The sequence below is a fragment of the Marinobacterium sediminicola genome (genome assembly GCF_022343685.1).
In the GTDB taxonomy this organism is placed as follows: Bacteria; Pseudomonadota; Gammaproteobacteria; order Pseudomonadales; family Balneatricaceae; genus Marinobacterium; species Marinobacterium sediminicola.
Map to the genome: position 1 here is coordinate 1,466,788 of NZ_CP092123.1, position 19,497 is coordinate 1,486,284.

General features: G+C 53.9%; 18 protein-coding genes and 3 tRNA genes. 17 read left to right on the forward strand and 4 right to left on the reverse strand.

What is annotated here, in order from left to right:
* Positions 1-81: 81 nt before the first annotated feature.
* The 10 genes from gltX (at position 82) to paaE (ending at position 7,297) form a co-directional block, all read left to right on the forward strand.
* Positions 82-1,566: a glutamate--tRNA ligase gene (gene gltX, locus LN244_RS06715; RefSeq protein WP_239042079.1), complete on the forward strand. Its 1,485-nt coding sequence runs from the start codon at positions 82-84 to the stop codon at positions 1,564-1,566.
* Between the two features lie 89 nt (positions 1,567-1,655).
* A tRNA-Ala gene (locus tag LN244_RS06720) sits at positions 1,656-1,731 on the forward strand.
* Between the two features lie 20 nt (positions 1,732-1,751).
* Positions 1,752-1,827: transfer RNA gene (locus tag LN244_RS06725), tRNA-Glu, on the forward strand.
* Positions 1,828-1,851: 24 nt separating this feature from the next.
* Positions 1,852-1,927, forward strand: a tRNA-Ala gene (locus LN244_RS06730).
* Between the two features lie 237 nt (positions 1,928-2,164).
* Positions 2,165-2,929: a metallophosphoesterase gene (locus LN244_RS06735; RefSeq protein WP_239042080.1), complete on the forward strand. Its 765-nt coding sequence runs from the start codon at positions 2,165-2,167 to the stop codon at positions 2,927-2,929.
* A 645-nt stretch (positions 2,930-3,574) separates the two neighbouring features.
* Positions 3,575-4,516 carry a 1,2-phenylacetyl-CoA epoxidase subunit PaaA gene (gene paaA, locus LN244_RS06740; RefSeq protein WP_239042081.1) on the forward strand — a complete coding sequence of 314 codons (942 nt, stop codon included), beginning with the start codon at positions 3,575-3,577 and terminating at the stop codon, positions 4,514-4,516.
* A gap of 13 nt (positions 4,517-4,529) precedes the next feature.
* Positions 4,530-4,823, forward strand: a complete 294-nt coding sequence (gene paaB / locus LN244_RS06745) for a 1,2-phenylacetyl-CoA epoxidase subunit PaaB (RefSeq protein WP_239042082.1) — start codon at positions 4,530-4,532, stop codon at positions 4,821-4,823.
* 34 nt (positions 4,824-4,857) lie between these two features.
* Positions 4,858-5,622 (forward strand): 1,2-phenylacetyl-CoA epoxidase subunit PaaC, encoded by a 765-nt coding sequence (paaC, locus tag LN244_RS06750; RefSeq protein WP_239042083.1) that lies wholly within the window; start codon positions 4,858-4,860, stop codon positions 5,620-5,622.
* Between the two features lie 25 nt (positions 5,623-5,647).
* On the forward strand, positions 5,648-6,187 hold the full coding sequence (paaD, locus tag LN244_RS06755; protein WP_239042084.1) for a 1,2-phenylacetyl-CoA epoxidase subunit PaaD: 540 nt from the start codon (positions 5,648-5,650) through the stop codon (positions 6,185-6,187).
* A 9-nt stretch (positions 6,188-6,196) separates the two neighbouring features.
* The gene (gene paaE, locus LN244_RS06760) at positions 6,197-7,297 is read left to right on the forward strand and encodes a 1,2-phenylacetyl-CoA epoxidase subunit PaaE (RefSeq protein ID WP_239042085.1); all 1,101 of its coding nucleotides are present in this window, start codon (positions 6,197-6,199) and stop codon (positions 7,295-7,297) included.
* 20 nt (positions 7,298-7,317) lie between these two features.
* Here the strand turns inward: paaE and LN244_RS06765 are convergent, their stop codons facing one another.
* The 3 genes from LN244_RS06765 to LN244_RS06775 form a co-directional block, all read right to left on the reverse strand.
* Entirely contained in the window at positions 7,318-7,893 is a 576-nt protein-coding gene (locus LN244_RS06765; RefSeq protein ID WP_239042086.1) for a gamma-glutamyl-gamma-aminobutyrate hydrolase family protein, read from the reverse strand.
* 98 nt (positions 7,894-7,991) lie between these two features.
* Entirely contained in the window at positions 7,992-8,966 is a 975-nt protein-coding gene (locus tag LN244_RS06770; protein ID WP_239042087.1) for an amidoligase family protein, read from the reverse strand.
* Between the two features lie 167 nt (positions 8,967-9,133).
* Positions 9,134-9,697, reverse strand: coding sequence for a peptidylprolyl isomerase (locus LN244_RS06775; RefSeq protein WP_408904455.1), 564 nt, complete (start codon positions 9,695-9,697; stop codon positions 9,134-9,136).
* A 164-nt stretch (positions 9,698-9,861) separates the two neighbouring features.
* On the opposite strand from LN244_RS06775, the gene LN244_RS06780 reads away from it, so the two are divergent.
* The 7 genes from LN244_RS06780 (at position 9,862) to LN244_RS06810 (ending at position 18,131) form a co-directional block, all read left to right on the forward strand.
* A complete protein-coding gene (locus LN244_RS06780) occupies positions 9,862-10,626 on the forward strand; it encodes an EAL domain-containing protein (RefSeq protein ID WP_239042088.1) in 765 nt (254 codons plus the stop codon).
* Positions 10,627-10,734: 108 nt separating this feature from the next.
* On the forward strand, positions 10,735-11,343 hold the full coding sequence (locus LN244_RS06785; RefSeq protein ID WP_239042089.1) for a TetR/AcrR family transcriptional regulator: 609 nt from the start codon (positions 10,735-10,737) through the stop codon (positions 11,341-11,343).
* Positions 11,336-14,812 (forward strand): acyl-[ACP]--phospholipid O-acyltransferase, encoded by a 3,477-nt coding sequence (locus LN244_RS06790; RefSeq protein ID WP_239042090.1) that lies wholly within the window; start codon positions 11,336-11,338, stop codon positions 14,810-14,812. The genes LN244_RS06785 and LN244_RS06790 overlap by 8 nt, the downstream gene beginning before the upstream one ends.
* Before the next feature lie 54 nt (positions 14,813-14,866).
* The gene (gene apbC, locus LN244_RS06795) at positions 14,867-15,964 is read left to right on the forward strand and encodes an iron-sulfur cluster carrier protein ApbC (protein ID WP_239042091.1); all 1,098 of its coding nucleotides are present in this window, start codon (positions 14,867-14,869) and stop codon (positions 15,962-15,964) included.
* A gap of 112 nt (positions 15,965-16,076) precedes the next feature.
* The gene (gene dcd, locus LN244_RS06800) at positions 16,077-16,643 is read left to right on the forward strand and encodes a dCTP deaminase (RefSeq protein WP_239042092.1); all 567 of its coding nucleotides are present in this window, start codon (positions 16,077-16,079) and stop codon (positions 16,641-16,643) included.
* Between the two features lie 18 nt (positions 16,644-16,661).
* Entirely contained in the window at positions 16,662-17,309 is a 648-nt protein-coding gene (locus LN244_RS06805) for a hypothetical protein (protein ID WP_239042093.1), read from the forward strand.
* A 30-nt stretch (positions 17,310-17,339) separates the two neighbouring features.
* Positions 17,340-18,131 carry a hypothetical protein gene (locus LN244_RS06810; RefSeq protein WP_239042094.1) on the forward strand — a complete coding sequence of 264 codons (792 nt, stop codon included), beginning with the start codon at positions 17,340-17,342 and terminating at the stop codon, positions 18,129-18,131.
* A gap of 55 nt (positions 18,132-18,186) precedes the next feature.
* Here LN244_RS06810 and LN244_RS06815 read toward each other — a convergent pair whose 3' ends face one another.
* Positions 18,187-19,494: a TolC family outer membrane protein gene (locus LN244_RS06815; RefSeq protein WP_239042376.1), complete on the reverse strand. Its 1,308-nt coding sequence runs from the start codon at positions 19,492-19,494 to the stop codon at positions 18,187-18,189.
* Between the last annotated feature and the right edge of the window lie 3 nt (positions 19,495-19,497).

The following is a 19,497-nucleotide window of genomic DNA, read 5'->3' on the forward strand; positions in this document are numbered from 1 at the left end:
GGGTGGCATGGTCGCCACCCTTGCTCACAGGCTATAATTCGCACTTTGACTCAACCACAACAGGACCGAGTACAGGAAATCATGACTGTTCGTACCCGTGTAGCGCCGTCTCCCACCGGTGACCCGCATGTCGGCACCGCCTACATTGCACTGTTCAATCTCGCCTTTGCCCGTCAGCATGGCGGTCAGTTTATCCTTCGTATCGAGGATACCGACCAGACCCGCAGCACCGACGAGTCGGAACAGGCAATTCTGGATTCATTGCGCTGGTTGGGGCTGGAATGGGACGAAGGTCCCGACATCGGGGGTGACTACGGTCCTTACCGCCAGAGTGAGCGTAAGGACATGTACAAGGACTTCGCCATGCGTTTGGTGGAGGAAGGTACGGCTTTTCTGTGTTTCCGCACTGCCGAAGAACTGGACGAACTGCGTGAAACCCGTCGTGCGGAAGGCAAGCATACTGCGTTGAAGCAAAGTGATCTGGAGCTGCCGCAGGCCGAGGTTGAGCGCCGCATGGCGGCCGGTATGCCTTACGTGGTACGTATGAAAGTACCGGAAGAGGGTGTCTGTGTTATCGACGATATGTTGCGTGGCCCGATTGAGCTGGATTGGGGCCAGGTTGATGCCCAGATTCTGCTGAAATCCGATGGCATGCCGACCTATCACCTGGCCAACGTGGTCGACGATCACCTGATGAAAATCACCCACGTCATTCGTGGTGAGGAATGGATTAATTCGGCTCCCAAGCACAAGCTGCTTTACCAGTACTTTGGCTGGGACATGCCGCAGCTCTGCCACATGCCGTTGTTGCGCAACCCGGATAAGTCCAAATTGTCCAAGCGTAAGAACCCGACCAGCATCCTTTATTACCAGCGCATGGGTTACCTGCCGGAAGCGTTGCTGAACTACCTGGGGCGCATGGGCTGGTCCATGCCGGATGAACGCGAGAAATTCAATCGCGATGAGATGTTTGCCAACTTTGACATTCAGCGCGTGTCTTTGGGTGGTCCGGTCTTTGACCAGGAGAAGCTCAGCTGGCTGAACGGCCTCTGGATCCGTGAAGAGCTTTCACCTGAGCAGTTCGCGGCACAGATCCAGAAGTGGGCGCTGAATCCGGAATACCTGATGCAGATCGTGCCGCTGATTCAGCCGCGCGTCGAGAAGTTCACCGATGTGGCTCCGTTGGCTGGCTTCTTCCTTAGCGGCATGTTGTCGATCAGTGAAGCAGACTTTGAACACAAGAAGATTGAAATGGACGAAATCCGTCGCATCCTTCAGTTCACTGTTTGGCATATGGATCAACAGACCAAGTGGGATCGTGACAGCCTCTTCACCGAGCTGAAAAGCTTGGCCGATGGACTGGATATCAAGATTCGTGATTTCCTGTTCCCGCTGTTCGTCGCTATCGCCGGAACCTCGCAGAGCGTCTCGGTTGTGGATGCCATGTCGATTCTGGGGCCGGACATGAGTCGTGCGCGTTTGCGCCACGCACTGGAGGTTGTTGGCTCGCCTTCGAAGAAGGAGACCAAACGTCTGGAGAAGGAGTATCGTGCGCTAACCGCATGATTAGCCTAAACATTTTTTGTAAGAAATCTGCAAAAAGTGTTTGACAGCACAGGAGGGGGCCATTAATATACGCCCCGTCCTGTGACGAAGGGGCCTTAGCTCAGCTGGGAGAGCGCAACACTGGCAGTGTTGAGGTCAGCGGTTCGATCCCGCTAGGCTCCACCAAAATCGTTACAAACCACAGCGTCCCATTCGTCTAGTGGCCTAGGACACCGCCCTTTCACGGCGGTAACAGGGGTTCGAACCCCCTATGGGACGCCACTCTTTTCAGGTTGTCCTGATCGTGGGGCCTTAGCTCAGCTGGGAGAGCGCAACACTGGCAGTGTTGAGGTCAGCGGTTCGATCCCGCTAGGCTCCACCAAATCCTTTCTACAAAGCATCTCCTTTTATTGCGCTTCTGTTCCTTCTGTTCGGCTCGATTGTTGCGTCTGTCTTTGAATTTTCTCTGATTAACGTTGTCACCCTTACTTGGCGCCTCAGCCCTGTTTGCTGATAGCATTAGGCTGTATGGGATGGGAGAAGAGGCTCCAATCCGTCATTCAGTTTTGCTGAGGCGGTGCCTTCAAGTGGTGTCTGCATAAGAAGAGGGGTGTTAGCGATGACTGTGGTGAAGCATGTTTCCGCTAACGTGAAAGGACGTGATTTCATCGTCGGTGATATTCATGGTTGGCTAAAGCCATTGCAGGCAGAGCTGGATGCTGTCTGCTTTGATCCGCTGGTCGATCGCCTCTTTGCTGTCGGTGACCTTATTAACCGTGGGCCGGATTCGGCCGCCTGTCTTGAGCTGACAAGGGAACCCTGGTTCTTCGCGGTGCGAGGTAATCACGAGCAGATACTGTTCAACTGGCTTGAGGACCCCTCAAGTGTCGATGTGAATGCCTGGCTGACCTATGGCGGACGTTCCTGGCTCGGCTCGGGGCCAGAGCACTTCTTTTCTAGGCACCAGGATCTGCGTAAGCTGGCAGAATGCTTGTCCCTGTCCATGCCTTGGGTGATCGAGCTGAGTCTGTTGGACGGGCGCAAGTTGGCGATCTCCCACAGTACACTTCCTGATGCGAGCTGGTTGGATCTTCAGTTGCGACTGCCGCATGAAGAAGCCTTGCGCGATGCCATCCTATGGGAGCGTCCGATCAAGGTTAACGGCTTCACCCGCACGATCGATGGCGTGGACCTCTGTGTGCACGGGCATGTGATCGTAGAAAACATCATACGACGGGGAAATGCAGTCTACATAGATACTGGAGCTGCGTTGTTTGACAGTCGTTTCAGGGCTTCCGAGGTGAGTGCTCATCCCCGTATTACCGCTATTCAGGTAGAAGATCTGTTTCGGATTCCGCAAGGGGAATTCAGGATGCCGGCGTAGGTCGGCTGTATAAGGCTATCTGATGCAGGGTTATCCGTATCGATGGCGTTGTTGTCTTGTTTGCTTCAGATCTTCATCACCTGTCATCAGGTTGTTTCGTGACCCTGGTTGTATTGGATCCTGAGCCACAACATTCAGGTTGTAGCTTGGCGATCAAAAAACTCACGCACAACGTACTCTTTGATTGTCGGCAGTTGCACTGGTGCTGCACGTTGTTTGCCACAGCGAGACAACGCTATAGAGCATAGGCTGGCCGTAAGATGATCCAGTCCTGTAGGTTCGGTTTATTCCAGCGGGCAACTCAGGTGTGTCTCGACGATGCAGTTGTTGGTTGTGGCTGCCTCAGTTGTGGAGTTGCCGGGCAGATTGAGCTTGCTGGACTAGAATGTAAGAGATTGAGATGGATCAAACTCATCAAGTGATACACTTATTGAAAATTAATTTTAAAATTGTGTATCATTAATCGAAAGAGATGGTGTACATTTACTCTATCGCAAACTGGTGACGCTATCTTGTGGTATTGCTGGCTTTCACTGGAGTTCAATAACGGCTCGGTGAGATCGGAGCGATACAAAAAACACTCTGATTGACAAGAATAAGTTACACAGTGCGAAAGAACGAAACATAAGATCGGAGAGCAGCACGATGACGCCTGAAGAACAAAATTTCCTGCGCAAGATCGAAGCGGAAGAGAAGATCGAGCCGAAGGACTGGATGCCGGAAGATTATCGCAAGAACCTGATCCGTCAGATCTCCCAGCACGCCCACTCAGAAGTGATCGGCATGCAGCCTGAAGGGAACTGGATCACCCGTGCCCCGTCGCTGCGTCGCAAGGCGGTTCTGTTGTCTAAAGTGCAGGATGAAGCCGGTCACGGTCTTTATCTGTACAGTGCAGCTGAAACCCTGGGCATTTCTCGCTCTGAAATGATCGAGCAGCTGCAGAGCGGCAAGGCAAAATACTCTTCCATCTTCAATTACCCGACCCTGACTTGGGCTGACGTTGCCGCTATCGGCTGGCTGGTTGATGGTGCGGCCATCGTGAACCAGGTTTCTCTGCAGCGTACGTCCTACGGTCCTTATTCTCGCGGCATGATCCGTATCTGTAAGGAAGAGAGCTTCCATCAGCGTCAGGGTTATGAAGCCATGCTGGCGCTGGCCAAAGGTTCTCCGGAGCAGAAGGCCATGGCTCAGGATGCGCTGAACCGTTTCTACTGGCCTGCACTGATGATGTTTGGTCCGCACGACTCCGAGTCTGCCCACTCTCAGAAGTCCATGGAGTGGAAGATCAAGCGCGAAACCAACGACGACCTGCGTCAGAAGTTTGTTGACCAGACGGTCAAGCAGATCGAAGTACTGGGTCTGGATCATCCGGATGCCAACATCAAGTGGAACGAAGAGCGTGGCCACTATGACAGCAGCGACCTGAACTGGGACGAGTTCTGGAGCGTGATTAACGGTAACGGTCACTGCAACCGTCAACGTATTGAGCACCACATCGCCGCTCACGAAGAAGGTGAATGGGTGCGTGACGCCATTGCGGCATACAACGAAAAGAAACGCGCGAAGAAAGCGCAGAATGCGGCGTAAGAGGGTAACTGAGATGACAAAGCCAACTGAAAAACTGGAACTGTTTGAAGTATTTGTGCGTTCCAAGCGCGGTCTGGATCACAAGCATGTCGGAAGCCTGCACGCCGAAGATCACGAGCAGGCGCTGGAATATGCGCGTGACTGCTATACCCGTCGTAGTGAAGGCGTCAGCCTGTGGGTTGTGAAGTCCAGCGACATCTGCGCCTCTCAGGAAGATGATGCGGATTGCTTCTACGATCCGAACGATGACAAGCCGTACCGCCACGCGACTTATTACGTGCTGCCCGAACCCGTCAACAACATGTAATCGTGTTTAACGGGATAAATTGAGGAGACAAGTAATGAGTGATGCAATCAAAGCGGCAACGCTGGAATACGCAACCCGTCTGGGTGATGACTCCGTTGTACTGGGTCACCGTATTTCTGAATGGGTCAGCTATGGCCCCTTCCTGGAAGAAGATATTGCCTACGGTAACGTGGCGCTGGACTACATCGGTCGTGCCCGCATGTTCTACACCTATGCGGCTGAGCTGGCCAATGATGGTCGTACCGAAGACGACTTCGCCTACATGCGCAGCGATCGCGAATACCGCAACCTGCTGTTGATGGAAATGCCGAAAGGTGACTTTGCGTACTCTCAGGTGCGTCAGCTGTTCGCCGATGTTTACTACACCCTGGTGCTGCCTGAACTGCTGCAGTCCAAGGATGAAACCCTGTCTGCCATCGCCGCCAAGGGTATCAAGGAAACCAAGTATCACTTGCGTCGTAGCCGTGATTGGGTGCTGCGTCTGGGTGACGGTACTGAGGAAAGTCACAAGCGTACGCAGAAAGCTGTCGATGCACTCTGGGGTTACACTCACGAAATGTTCGACATGGACGAAACCGAGCAGATGCTGGCTGATGCCGGTATCGCGGTTGATGTATCCAAGCTGCGTACTGCCTGGCACAAGATGGTCAGCGATATTCTGACTGAAGCGACCCTGACTGTGCCTGAAGATGGTTGGGCTGTGCGCGGTGGCCGTACCGGCTACCACACTGAAAATCTGGGTCACATGCTGACCGAGATGCAGATCGTGCACCGCTCTCATCCGGGCTGCCAGTGGTAAGCAAAAGCTGCCAGGGATAAGAAACATGAATGAAATCTCACTGATGCCAGAAGAGCAGTACCGCCGGTTGCAGCAACGCAATGCTGCCGAGGTGAAGGAACTCTGGGACCTGCTCGATCAAGTCAAGGATCCTGAAGTGCCGGTGCTGAGCATTTGGGATCTGGGGATCTTGCGTGATGTCGAGCGTGATGGTGACCGTATCCTGGTCACCATCACCCCGACCTACTCGGGCTGCCCGGCGATGAACACCATCACCGATGATGTCATCGCGGCACTCAAGGCCAACGGTTATGACGATGTTGAGGTGAAAACCAAGTTGTCGCCGGCCTGGAGTTCAGAGTGGATGTCGCCGGAAGGACGTCGCAAGCTGCGCAATTACGGTATCGCGCCGCCTGAAGATGCCGAGCTCGATGAGGATGGCTTGACACCTGATGCTCATGCCCAGTGTCCCCATTGTGGATCACGCAACACTCGCAGGATCAGTGAGTTTGGCTCCACCGCCTGCAAGGCGCTGTTTCAGTGCAATGACTGCAATGAGCCTTTTGACTATTTCAAAAAGATATAAGGTGAAGCGATGTCTGACACCAATTTCTACACGCTGAAGATTGCCGAAGTGCAGCCGGAGACCGATTCGGCCATCAGCGTGACCTTTGCTGTACCGGAAGAACTGACCGAGAAGTTCAAGTTCATCCAGGGCCAGTTCCTGACGCTGCGTGCCACGATCGACGGTGAAGATGTACGTCGTTCCTACTCCATTTGTTCCGGCGTTACCGATGGCCACATGCGTGTCGGCATCAAGCGTGTCGATGGCGGCAAGTTCTCAAACTATGCCAACGACCACTTCAAGCCGGGCATGGATGTCGAAGTGATGCCGCCACAGGGTAGCTTCTACACTGAGCTGAACCCGAACAATGCCAAGAATTACATGTGCATCGCGGCAGGCTCCGGTATCACGCCGATGATCTCCATCATGAAGTCTGTGCTGGATATCGAGCCGAACAGCAAGGTGACCCTGATTTACGGTAACCAGCGCTCCAACACTGTGATGTTCAAAGACGAGCTGAACTTCGTCAAGAACCGTTACATGGACCGCTTCCAGTGGATCAACATCATGGACTATGAAGACCAGGGTGCCGATCTGCTGAATGGCCGTATCGACAACAAGAAGGGTTATGCGCTGCAGAAAGCCGGCCTGATCGACATTAAGAGCACGGATGAAGCATTCATCTGTGGTCCTGAAGCGATGATGACCGAAGTTTCACGCGGCTTCCGTATGGAAGGCCTGAGCGACGACCAGATTCACTACGAACTGTTCGCCAGCTCTTCAGCTGATGCCGAGGCAACTCTCAAGAAAGCTCAGGCACGTGTAGCTCAGTACGGCGAAGAGAAAATGAGCAAGGTGACTGTTGTTGCCGATGGTCGCTCCGTCATGTTCGATCTGGCTACCGTGGGTCAGAACATTCTGGACGCCGGTATCGAAGTTGGTATGGATCTGCCTTACTCCTGTAAGGGTGGGGTCTGCTCTACCTGCAAGTGCAAGCTGATCAAAGGTGAAGTGGAGATGGATATCTCCCACGGTCTTGAGCCGCACGAAATTGAAGCCGGTTACGTGCTCAGTTGTCAGGCTCACCCGATCAGCGACGAGGTCGTACTGGACTTCGACCAGCGCAACTGATCGCCAATATACCAGTATCTTCAAAAGCCCCGCCTTGCGGGGCTTTTTTGTGCCTGGGAGCTTTGCGCAGAGGTCACCAGCCAGCGGAACAGTCTGAGTTGAGATGGGAGATAAAGCAGATATTCCGGGTGCCACTGAACCCCTATGATGGCTTTATCCTCGGACTCAAAGCCCTGAGCAATGTTGTCCAGGTCCCGTCCCACAATCCGCAGGCTCCGGCCTGTCGAGCTTACCGCTTGATGATGCAGGCTATTGACGCGCAGATGTTCCTGTTTACATACCATAGCCATGCGGCTGTGATGCTCAAGCTGCACCTGCTTCGTGGGTAAGAGTCCGGGTCGGTTGTAGGTAAGCTGGCGCAGGTTACGCAGATCCTGGTGCAACTTTCCTCCAAGTACGACGTTTATCAATTGCGCGCCGCGGCAGATTCCCAGTATCGGCAGCTTGGCTTCCAGCGCATGCTTGATCCAGGCAATCTCGAGTGCATCACGTTCAGGGTCGCTCCTGACCGGCGCTTCCAAATCCCCGTCATAATGTTCAGGGCTGATGTCATCACCGCCACCCACGACCAATGCATCGATGGTGCTTTTCGGCACATCATGGCTCACGCTTACTCGAACAGCCTCAGCTCCGACAAGTCTCAGGGCGAGTCTTGTACACCACCATGAGGGGGACCAGCGCCGATTGTTGCCAGTCACAGCCACCCGCGTTCGTGCAGCCATTGATCGACCCCGCTTACCCACTCATCACGATTCACGCCCAGCAGTGGTCGCGACATTGATGACCAGCGCCGGGATAGCGTTTCTATAGCGCTGCTATCTGCCGAAAGCTGTTCGACGACCCACCAGGTATTCCACTCAGCGTCCAGACTCCAGGTCTTGTTCTCGATTTCACAGTTGGGTAGTCGGTAGTGGAATGCAGGACGTGCTTTGATGCGATCATCCTGGACCTTTTCCTGAACACGTTGCTCGTCAAGATGCGAAAGCAGTGGCAATAGGTCAAGTGCCCTGTTGCGTGTGGCATTGTAGGTCAGATAGAGATCGAAAATATCATCCAGGTTAGCATCAGACTGTACCAGCAGCCTGTCGATATACTCCTCCGGATACAGGTCGACATAGGGTGAAACCTTGCGGGCGATATTGACGTCATGGGCATCCACCAGCCACCACTGAAGGAGGCTGTATGCCTTGAGGTACGCCTGAATAGTACTGGGTTTGGTATCCGGCAGTTCGGCATTTATATGCACACCGAGTGCCGCAATAATTGAATCATCCGTGCCTTGTGCGCCGGCCACTCTCAGGGTATTGATGATCGGGTCAAGAGATGCGAGCTGATCCAGAGGGATTGGAGGGCATACCAGCTCGATCGGAACAATTATCGCCGCTGCCCGACTAAGACTCTCCAGCCAGTCAGGGGTGGGATCAGCATTGGCGTATTCTTTGGATACCTGTTTGAGGAGCGCCCAATCAAGCTCAAGGTTAAACACTCCCGCGTCAGTCTCGAAAGATGTCTCAACGGGGGATTTGGGCTTTTCCGCTCCTTTCAGAGCCTGGCGGACATGCTCTCTGGCCTGTGCAAACGTAAGGCCGGTAAATTCCAGTTCAAAGCCAACCCGTCGAAGTGTGCCGTCTGCTCGTGCCTGTTGAGCAGGCTTCAGATAACGGCTCATTAAACCTCCAAATGCTAACACTACCAATGAATATCCATTTGCCTGGATGTGGTGCGAAACTCGGAAGTATCAGGTTAAGCGTAGCCCGCATGTGCTGGATGTAAATCCTGAGCTCAGGCTCGTACGTTCAGTCAACCAGAGCTCAGGCGTTGGTCAACGGTCGGTTGTTACTCGGATTCGACAATAATTGCCTTGTTTATAATGATCGGGGTGACCGGTACGTCTCGATAATGCCCCCGACTCCCGGTTGGTGCCTTGCTGATGAGATCAACTACTTCCATGCCGCTGCTGACCTTGCCGAAAACGGTATATCCCGGGCGACCGGGTGTTCCGTCCAAACGGCGATTATCAACGGTATTGATGAAGAACTGCGCAGTGGCGCTGTGAGGGTCACGCGTACGAGCCATGGCAATGGTACCGCGAAGGTTGCTCAGCCCATTATCGGATTCATTTTGTATCGGTTCCGCTGTTTCGAGCTGCTGCATGTCAGGGGTGAAGCCTCCTCCCTGAATCATGAAGCCGGGAATAACACGATGGAAAATTACGCCATCATAATGGCCTTTCTCAACGTATTGGACGAAGTTGGCAACCGTAATCGGTGCGTTCTGGCTGTCCAGTTCAAGGGTAATGTTGCCGGCAGTCGTATCCAGAGAAACCCGCATGGGTGCGTCAGGGGCGGCAAAAACCAGGGGGGCAGCCAAAGCCAGTGCTGCCGTGATGGTTTTGATCATGTAAAATTCTCCATGTGTCATTAATTTGCGTCAGCCATGCTGGCCTTTGGGGTATTAGCCCAAGTTGTTGGCGTAGCCTATCACTCTGTGCTGTATTTGAAGCCAGATGATCTGTATGTCGTAAAATCTATATCCTTTTCCATGGAAACGTAACAGGAGAGATCATGGCAGACTTGATTGCACGGAGCGAGATGGAGCCTGGATGCAGTGGATGCAGAGCTCCTCTTGATTTCGATTTTACCTTTGCGTTTCAGCCAATAGTCGATGTCATCGATAACAAGGTGTTTGGCTATGAAGCCCTCGTGCGAGGCCCTGAAGGGCAGGGGGCTGGTGAAGTCCTGTCTCAGGTTAATGATGACAATCGTTATGCCTTTGATCAGGCATGTCGTGTTAAAGCCATAGAGCTGGCTGCTCGTCTGGGGCTCAAGCAGAAACTGAGCATTAATTTTCTGCCAAATGCTGTTTATTCGCCGGAGCATTGTATTCGCAGTACGCTTGCTGCGGCCCATGAATATGGCCTTCCGGTCGAGCAGATCATGTTCGAAATTACGGAATCCGAACGAGTTCATGACACTGCCCACCTGACACGCATCTTCCAGTATTACCGTGCCCAGGGCTTTACAACGGCGCTTGATGATTTCGGTGCAGGACATGCCGGGTTGAATCTTTTGGCCGGTTTTATTCCGCATATCCTGAAGCTGGATATGGAGCTGATCAGGGATATTGATCGCAATGAGGTGAAGCAGGTTATTGTTGAAGGCTTGCTGCAAATTTGTAGCCGGTTGGGGATTACGCCCTTGGCGGAAGGAATCGAGACCTCTGGCGAGATGGAGTTTTTCCGTGCTCGGGGGGTGCGTCTGATGCAGGGGTATTATTTTGCCCGCCCCGGATTTGAAACACTTCCGGGTATCCAGAGTGAGTCTGACTGAGGCGTCAGCTTTATTTTAAACACCGTTCAATATTTTATTGACGCTTATCCAGCTGGAAACTATGATGCCTGCATGTAATTGAACACTGTTCAAAAAAGGATGGGCGGTATGGCAAGGCGCAATGATCACACGCGTGAAGAGTTACATGAGTTGGCACTCTCAGCAGCGGAAGAGATTCTCCAAACCAGAGGCGTGCAGGCGCTGAGTACACGCAAGGTAGCGGCTGCTATCGGGTATTCGGCCGGGTCTTTGTATTCCGTGTTCAGTAATCTGGATGACCTTTGCTGGCAGCTGAATAGCCGGACGCTAAACGAGCTGATGGCGGCGCTTAAGGCGGTAAAGGTGGCATCACCCAAAACCAGTCTTTATGCCTATGCGGACACCTACCTTGCCTTTGCTGCTCGTTATCCCGAGCGGTGGCGTCTGCTGTTCGAGCACCGCTCCAGCGACAGTAATCGACTGCCGGCAGAACTGGCCCTTCGGATTGAGTCACTCTTCGAGCTTATCGAAAAAGCGCTTTCCGACCTTTTTCAGGATAGTGCTGAGGTTATTGCAGTCCGTGCGCGCGTGCTCTGGAGTGGGGTGCATGGCATTGCCCAGCTCAGGTCAGGCGACAAGCTGTTCCTGCATCAGGCTGATGCTGAGCGAAAAATGCTTGATGCCTTGATTGAAGGTCTGCTGAGCGGTTGGAGCCTGGAGGCTGAAAGGGATGCTTGAGTTACTGAGAATAAAAGGTTTTGTCGCCTTTATCCTGATTGCCTTCATAAATGCTTTTGTCGATCTGGGCCACAAGATCACCATTCAGAATACTCTCTTCAAGGTATATGACGGTGATACCCAGATATTACTGACGGCAATCGTCAATGGCCTGATTCTGTTGCCATTTATCCTGTTGTTTACCCCGGCAGGGTTTGTTTCGGATAAGTTTCCCAAGCATCGTGTAATGCGTATCTCTGCCTGGGCGGCCTTGGCCATTACCCTTGCGATTACCTATTGCTACTACCAGGGATGGTTTGTGGCGGCTTTTGTGTTCACGTTCTTTCTGGCTGTCCAGAGTGCGCTGTACTCGCCTGCAAAATATGGATTCATCCGTGAATTGCTGGGGAATGAACGTCTCAGTGAAGGTAATGGCTGGATTCAGGCATGTACCATGGTGGCCATACTGAGCGGAATTGTGGCTTTTTCCGCACTGTTCGAATGGAAGGTTGCAGTGCTTCAGCAAATGAGTCCTGAGACCATCATGCTGCAGATAGCGCCGCTTGGCTGGTTGCTGGTGGCCGGGGCTGGCCTGGAGGTATTCCTGTCTTATCGTTTGCCAGCCTTGAGTAGCACAGATGAAACCCAGCGCTTTGACATGCAGGATTACCTGACTGGGCGCAGCCTGAAACGTAATTTGCGCGCGTTAGGCGAGCCCAAGGTCATTTTGCTCTCCATTATCGGTTTGGCATTGTTCTGGTCCGTTAGTCAGGTGATGCTGGCTGTGTTCCCTGCGTATGCCGAGGAACAGCTTGGGCAAAGCAACACCTTTGTCATTCAGTCCGTGATGGCGCTGGCGGGCATCGGCATCATGATCGGCTCTGTCCTGGCGGCACACCTCTCGCGTCACTTCATTAATGCCGGGCTTATTCCTCTCGGTGCCGCCGGTGTCGCCCTTGGCCTGGTCTCTCTTCCCACGCTTGATAGCATCTGGATGAGCGCAGGGGCCTTTCTGCTGATCGGGATTTCAGGGTCGCTGATGACGGTTCCACTCAACGCCCTTATTCAGTTCAATGCACCCGAATCGCGTCTGGGGCGTGTGCTGGCAGGTAACAACTTTATTCAGAATGTTGCCATGCTCGCCTTTCTGGTGCTGACGGTGGTGAGTGCGACTGCCTCAATATCGTCAGGAGCGCTGCTCTGGCTCCTGGGGGCCGTCGGTGTGGCCGGTGCGATCTATGCGATCCTGTTGCTACCGCAGGCTCTGATTCGCCTGATGGTGTCTGCTTTGGTACGACGTCGTTATCGACTGAAGGTACTGGGCTTCGAGCACTTGCCGGCCAATGGAGAGGGGGTTCTGCTGCTGGGAAATCACATCAGCTGGCTGGACTGGGCGATGTTGCAGCTCGCCTGTCCTCGACATATCTATTTCGTCATGGAACGTTCCATCTACGAACGCTGGTACCTGCGCTGGTTTCTCGATCTGTACGGTGTGATACCGATCTCCTCCGGTGCCAGTCGAAGTGCCATGCAGAAGGTACGTGAATTGCTGGCACAGGGCGAAGTGGTGTGTCTGTTTCCTGAAGGTGCGATTAGCTACAGCGGTCAACTGGGCGAATTCAAGCGAGGTTTTGAGCGTCTGGCCCGTCCGGATGATGCACACGAAACACTGAAAGCCCGTATTTTGCCGTTCTATCTGCGGGGGTTGTGGGGCAGTCGTTTTTCACGTTCCAGTGAGCGCCTGCAGAACTCCGAGGGAGGCGGTATCAAGCGTGATGTGATTGTTGCCTTTGGAGACACCATTCCGCTTGATACCAAGGCGGAAGTGGTCAAGCAAAAGGTGGCTGAGCTTTCGATTCGCGCCTGGAATGAGTACACAGACTCGCTGGAAACGCTTCCTTCTGCTTTCATTCGTACAGCCAAGGCAGCTCCGACCGAATGGGCGCTGACAGATCTGAACGGGCCGGTATTGAATCATCGCCGTCTGCTGACAGCCTGTATCCTGTTCAGTCGCCGCATGCGTCAGATCAATGAGCAGAATCTGGGGCTGTTGCTGCCGACCGCAGCGGGTGGTGCCATTGCCAATATGGCCGCCTTAATGGCGGGAAAGACGGTGGTAAACCTCAATTACACCGCACCCGAGGCAGCGCTGCTGAGTGCAGTGGAGCAAGCCGGAATCAAGACGATCATCACGTCAGAGCGTTTCCTGGACAAGCTTGAGCAACGTGGCGTGAAACTGGATCAGTTGCTCAGCAGCGTCAAAGTGATCAAGCTGGAAGCGGTAAAAGCGAAAATAGGCAAGCTGGAAGCGGTGTTGACGCTGATCGAGTCGGTCCTGTTGCCGCGACCGGTACTGCAGTGGATGTATGGAGGGCACTCCAATTTGGATGAGACCGCAGCCATTCTGTTCTCATCCGGTAGTGAGGGGGCTCCCAAAGGTGTCATGCTGAGCCATCGCAACATGATGGCCAACCTTAAGCAGATCTCATCGGTGCTCAATGTCCAGGACGACGACTGTATTCTGGCGACGCTGCCTCTGTTCCATGCCTTTGGATTGACCGTCACCTGCATGCTGCCGCTGGTGGAGGGTATTCCGGTGGTCTGTCATCCTGACCCCACCGATGCGGTCAACATAGGTAAGGCAGCCGCGCGATACCGTGCGACTATCCTCTGTGGGACCAGTACGTTCCTGGGTCTCTATATGCGTAATAAGCGGTTGCATCCGCTCATGTTCGAGAGTTTGCGCGTTGTAGTGGCAGGTGCCGAAAAGTTGTCTCCCTCAATCAAGAGTGGCTTCGAAGCGAGGTTCAAGGTTCCGGTGCTGGAGGGCTACGGTTGTACTGAGACCACACCGGTGGCCAGTGTTAATCTGCCGGACTATCTGGACGCGCGCTGGTGGAATGTTCAGATCGGTGAGCGTCAGGGCACTGTCGGGATGGCGTTGCCGGGGTCAATGTTTCGGATTGTCGATCCGGACACCCTTGAACAATTGCCGGTAGGTGAAGATGGTCTGATCCTGCTCGGTGGCAGTCAGATCATGAAGGGATACCTGAACAATCCGGAGAAAACCGCTGAGGTGGTTATCGATCAAGATGGCTTGCGTTGGTACAAGACGGGCGACAAGGGTCGTCTCGACGCAGATGGTTTTCTGACCATCGTGGACCGCTACTCCCGATTTGCCAAAGTAGGGGGCGAGATGATCTCTCTTACCGCGGTTGAAACCTCCTTGCGCAAGGCGTTGGAGTATGAAGAACAGCGGTTGGCTGCCGTTGCCGTGCCAGATGCCCGGAAAGGTGAACGTATCGTACTACTGGTGGAAGAAGAGCCCGAGCAGGTGAGTCGCCAGTTGCGTAAAGCGGACATACTGCCACTGCATCGCCCGTCCGAAGTGATAGAGGTTGAGCAGATACCGATACTGGGGAGCGGCAAGGCGGATTTGGCAGCAGTTAAACGGCTGGCACTGGAACTGATAGCGTCGGATAATGCATAATACTTGAGTGAATAAGTTGGTTATTGCCGGAGTGCCGGCAGTTGAGGAGGTCGAGTGACAGCAATTACCCGCGGGCAGATCGAAGCAGCGATCGAAACCTATATCGATCCTGATCTGAAAAGCGCTTTTACAGCCGCCGGTTGTGTACAGGAGATCAAGATTGACAATGACCAGGTACACATCGAGCTGAAATTGAAGCATGTCTGTGCGACTCGTCATGAAACGATACGATCAGCTCTTACTGAGGTGATTGCTCCTGTGGCAGGGAGTCGCCGGATCGATGTTCATATTGATCAAGCAGTAGAGGGTCACCCCAGTCCCAAGAAGTTGCCAGGGCTTGCAGGCGTCAAAAATATCATTGCGGTCGCTTCCGGCAAGGGCGGTGTTGGCAAGTCCACGACCACGGTCAACCTGGCGCTCGCGCTGGCGGCAGAAGGTGCCCGTGTCGGGATTCTCGATGCTGATATTTATGGACCCAGTCAGGGCATGATGCTGGGAGTTGCCGAGGGTGAGCGCCCGGACACGGCTGAAGAAAAATATTTTAAGCCAATCGTACGTCACGGCCTGCAATCCATGTCGATGAGTTATCTCGTTGACGAAAATACACCCATGGTCTGGCGTGGTCCGATGGTCAGTGGAGCCATGCAGCAGCTGTTGAATCAAACCCTTTGGCAGGATCTGGATTATCTTCTGATCGATATGCCGCCCGGGACCGGAGATATCCAGTTGACACTGGCTCAGCGGGTGCCGGTCAGTGCGGCAGTTATTGTCACCACGCCGCAGGACATCGCATTGTTGGATGCACGCAAGGGGATTGAGATGTTCCGCAAGGTTGATATCCCTGTACTGGGCGTTGTCGAAAACATGAGTGTTCACATTTGCAGCAATTGCGGACACGAGGAAGCTCTGTTCGGTGCCGGAGGTGGTGAGCGTATCGCGCAGCAATATGAAACCGAGCTGCTGGGGCAATTGCCGCTGGCGCTGGCGATCCGTGAACAGACTGATGCAGGTCAGCCTACGGTGGTCGCTGATCCTGACAGTGCTCATGCGCAACGATACAAAGCGATCGCACGCAGGCTCAGTGCCGTCCTCGCTAAAAAATCTTCACAAGGCGGGAACTTCGTCCCGAATATCGCAGTCGAACTTGATTAGTACAGCGAGATGAAATTTTCCGCCCCGGTGAGAGCCGGGGCGGTTTTTTTTATCCAAAACGGGTAGAATGCTCCGTTGATTTGCTGAACTTCTTTTCAGGTAATAGGGTGATATGGGTATCAAGTCAGATCGCTGGATTCGTCAGATGGCGGACAAGCATGGAATGATCGAGCCGTTCGAGGCCGGTCAAGTACGTCGGGTCAATGATCAGCCGATCGTGTCCTACGGTACATCGAGCTACGGTTATGATGTGCGTTGTGCTGATGAGTTCAAGATCTTCACCAACATCAATTCCTCTATCGTCGATCCCAAAAACTTCGATGAGGGCAGCTTTGTTGATGTCCAGTCTGATGTTTGTATTATCCCGCCCAACTCGTTCGCGTTGGCGCGTACGGTTGAGTACTTCCGTATTCCGCGTGACGTCCTGACAATCTGTCTGGGCAAAAGCACCTATGCTCGTTGCGGTATTATCGTTAATGTCACTCCGCTCGAACCCGAATGGGAAGGTCATGTGACGCTGGAGTTCTCAAACACTACTCCGCTGCCGGCACGCATCTATGCCAACGAAGGTGTGGCACAGATGCTGTTCCTGGGCGCAGACGACATCTGCGAGACCTCTTACAAGGATCGTAACGGCAAATACCAGGGCCAGACCGGCGTTGTTGTCCCGCGAACCTGACAGTAGAACTGGGTGTGCATGAATTCCAAACCTGATCTGAAACGGATCCAGGCATTCTGGCAACAGATCGAACTTACGCTTGATCAACTGCTGCAGAGCCAGCAGGAGATGCAGTTCGATGCCGAAAGTCTGTTGAATACCTACCGTGATAGCTTGCAGAAGATTGATCGCAACCTGACCTTTCATTTCGAGCGTGAGCATGAAGAGGGACCGGTGGAGATGATCTTCGGCTGTGACGGCTATCCTGAATCGATCCACTCGGTGTTGAGCGTTGTGGGTGCGGCACCGGAGTTAAACGGCATCAGCTTCCGCGCGTTCAACCATCGCTATGATCCCATCCCGTCCTGCGTCAACATGGGCGAAGAGCTTTGCGAAATCCATGATTTCTGGTGCTCGCTGAGAATCATCAATGGCAAGATGCAGCTGGCGATCTATCTTAAGGATGCACCTAAGATTCTGGAGATGGACCCTCGCGTCGAAGCGGTGATGATCTTTCTGGATGCACTGATTGGCGAGTACGAATTGATGACTCGCGTGTGGGCACTGGACTGGTGCGAGCTTCCGGATGAACCCGTCGACTTTGGCTTGATTCCGTTGCAGCAATTGCGCCTGGCATTTGATCGCATGAAGGATGATGTCCAGCCAGTCGGTATTACCATTCACTAAGCGGCCTGTGAGCCGAATGCGGAGGCGCGCATGAGTCAGCGTTTGGCTGAACTGATGGACAGTGTACGACAGGAATATGTTCGCCGTATGCAGGAAAACGGGCAGAGTGAGCCCTATCTGACGGCGCACAGGGTATGTCAGCAGATGCTGAGTCTAGAGCCTGTCGAGCTGGCTGCTCTGATTGCAGATGATCCAAAGCTGCTGTCCGCGCGTGCCAGTGAGTTGGTTGAAGACCCTTCCGAGATGGAAAATCCCAGCGTGGGGGTTATTGTCACCAGCAATATCTGTGCGGCCGCGCTTGAAGGTTTGCTGGTGGTTGCGGTGAACCGTGAATGGCTGGAAGTGGACTCCGAAGATCGCATCATGGTTGATGCATGGGAGCTCGACAATGTTCCCGCGGTTAAGAGTATCGACTACAGCGAGGTTGCCGGGCCCAATCTGCAGCAGAGTGGTACCCGTCAGCTAAGCCTGCTGTTTAATGCAGCCGAGAAGGCCTATCAAAAGCAATTGTCTGAAGCTGCTCATGATGCCTACCAGTTAGCCCTGCAGGTCTCGTCCGATTATGTAGTCTTTGCTCCTGATGATCTTGCGCCATTGATCGTTGAAAACCCATTGTTGCTGGGTCTGAGGGCTGATGGCCTGGTGGATGAGGAACTCTTTGAAGGAGATCCACCAGCTGGTCTCATTATCAGTGCGCATCTGACCGAGATGCTATTGCAGCAGTTGCTGGAGCTCGCTCAAGAGCAGGGGGCTCTAGCGCTTGACAGTTCCGGTCAACCGATTCTGTCGGATGCTGAGGAAGATAACCCGACCGTGCATTAGGCTATTCCAGAACGAAAAAAGGCTGACGTTTGTCAGCCTTTTTTTGTGTCATCACTCAGGAAGCGGGTCCGGCTTGCAGCCACTCGTCCAGTGCAATCAGATCATCCGGGCTCAGTGTGCCCAGCTGCAGCTTGAAGCGGAACAGGGTGGAAACATGGTTGAATCGTGCGTTCGCATAGTTCAGACGAGCCTGGTACAGAGCCTGTTCTGCCTGAAGTACATCGACCACGTTGCGAGTGCCCACGTTGAACCCCTCTTCAGTGGCTCTCAGCGCGGTCTCGCGTGACTTGATGCTTTGCAGGCGGGCCTTCACACTCTGAACACTGGTCTGCAGGTCACGCAGCAGTGAGCGGGTCTGCTCGGTGACGGCTCGGTACTGGTCTTCGCGGTTGTACTGCGCTGCGTACAGACCCTGTTCTGCTTCACGGACGCGGGAGCTGGTGGCGCCGCCGGAGAAGATCGGTACGCTCAGGGTCAGGGCAACCTGACTGTTATCGTCCCACTGGCCTGTAGCTGGTTGGAACTCGGACTCGCTGTAGCCGTAGGCCGCTTCCAGGTTAACCCTTGGGTGGTGGCCAGAGCGTGCAATTTGCGTATCCCGGCGACTGGTTTCCACGCCCAGTTCACTGAGCTTGAGTGCCAGGTTGCCATTTCGAGCCTTTTCAAGCCACACGGCAGGATCGGCAGGGGTGAGAGCCTCTACCGGATAGTCTTCCCGAAGCGGGTCGACTTGGCTGAAGGGGGAGCCGGATAAGCGCTCAAGTGCTTCGAAACTGTTGGCTAATGCGCCCTCGGCATCGATTCGCTGTACAACTGCGTTGTCAAATGAAGCCTGTGCTTCCTGTACGTCGGTAATGGCGATCAGTCCAACGTCAAACTGGGCATTGACCTGGTCCAGGCGACGCTGGAGGGCCCTTTCTTGAGCTTGAGCGGTTTCGAGTGCGCTCTTTGCATTCAGCACGCCCAGATAGGCATTAACGGTACGCTGAATCAGCTGCTGCTGCGCCAGGTCAAACTGCAACTTGGCTTGCTCACCAACCAGCTTGCTCTTCTGGAAAGTAAACCATTTGGTCGTATCGAATACAGGTTGTACCAGAGAGACCTGCCATGCACGATCGCTGGCTTCCTGATCAAGCAGCCCGCTGTCGGACTGGGTGTAGCTTCCGCCGGCATTCACTTGCGGCAGCAGGGCGGCGCGCCCCTGGGGGACAGCTTCCTGACCGGCCAGATAAGTGGCTTCTGCGGCTTTGAGTTGGGGGTCGTTATCCAGTGCCAGCTGATAGAGGTCTGCCAGTGCGCCTGCCTGAGCTGCCGAGCTGACGAAGGCGCCAGCGATGATCAGGGGGAGCAATCGTTTTTTCATCTG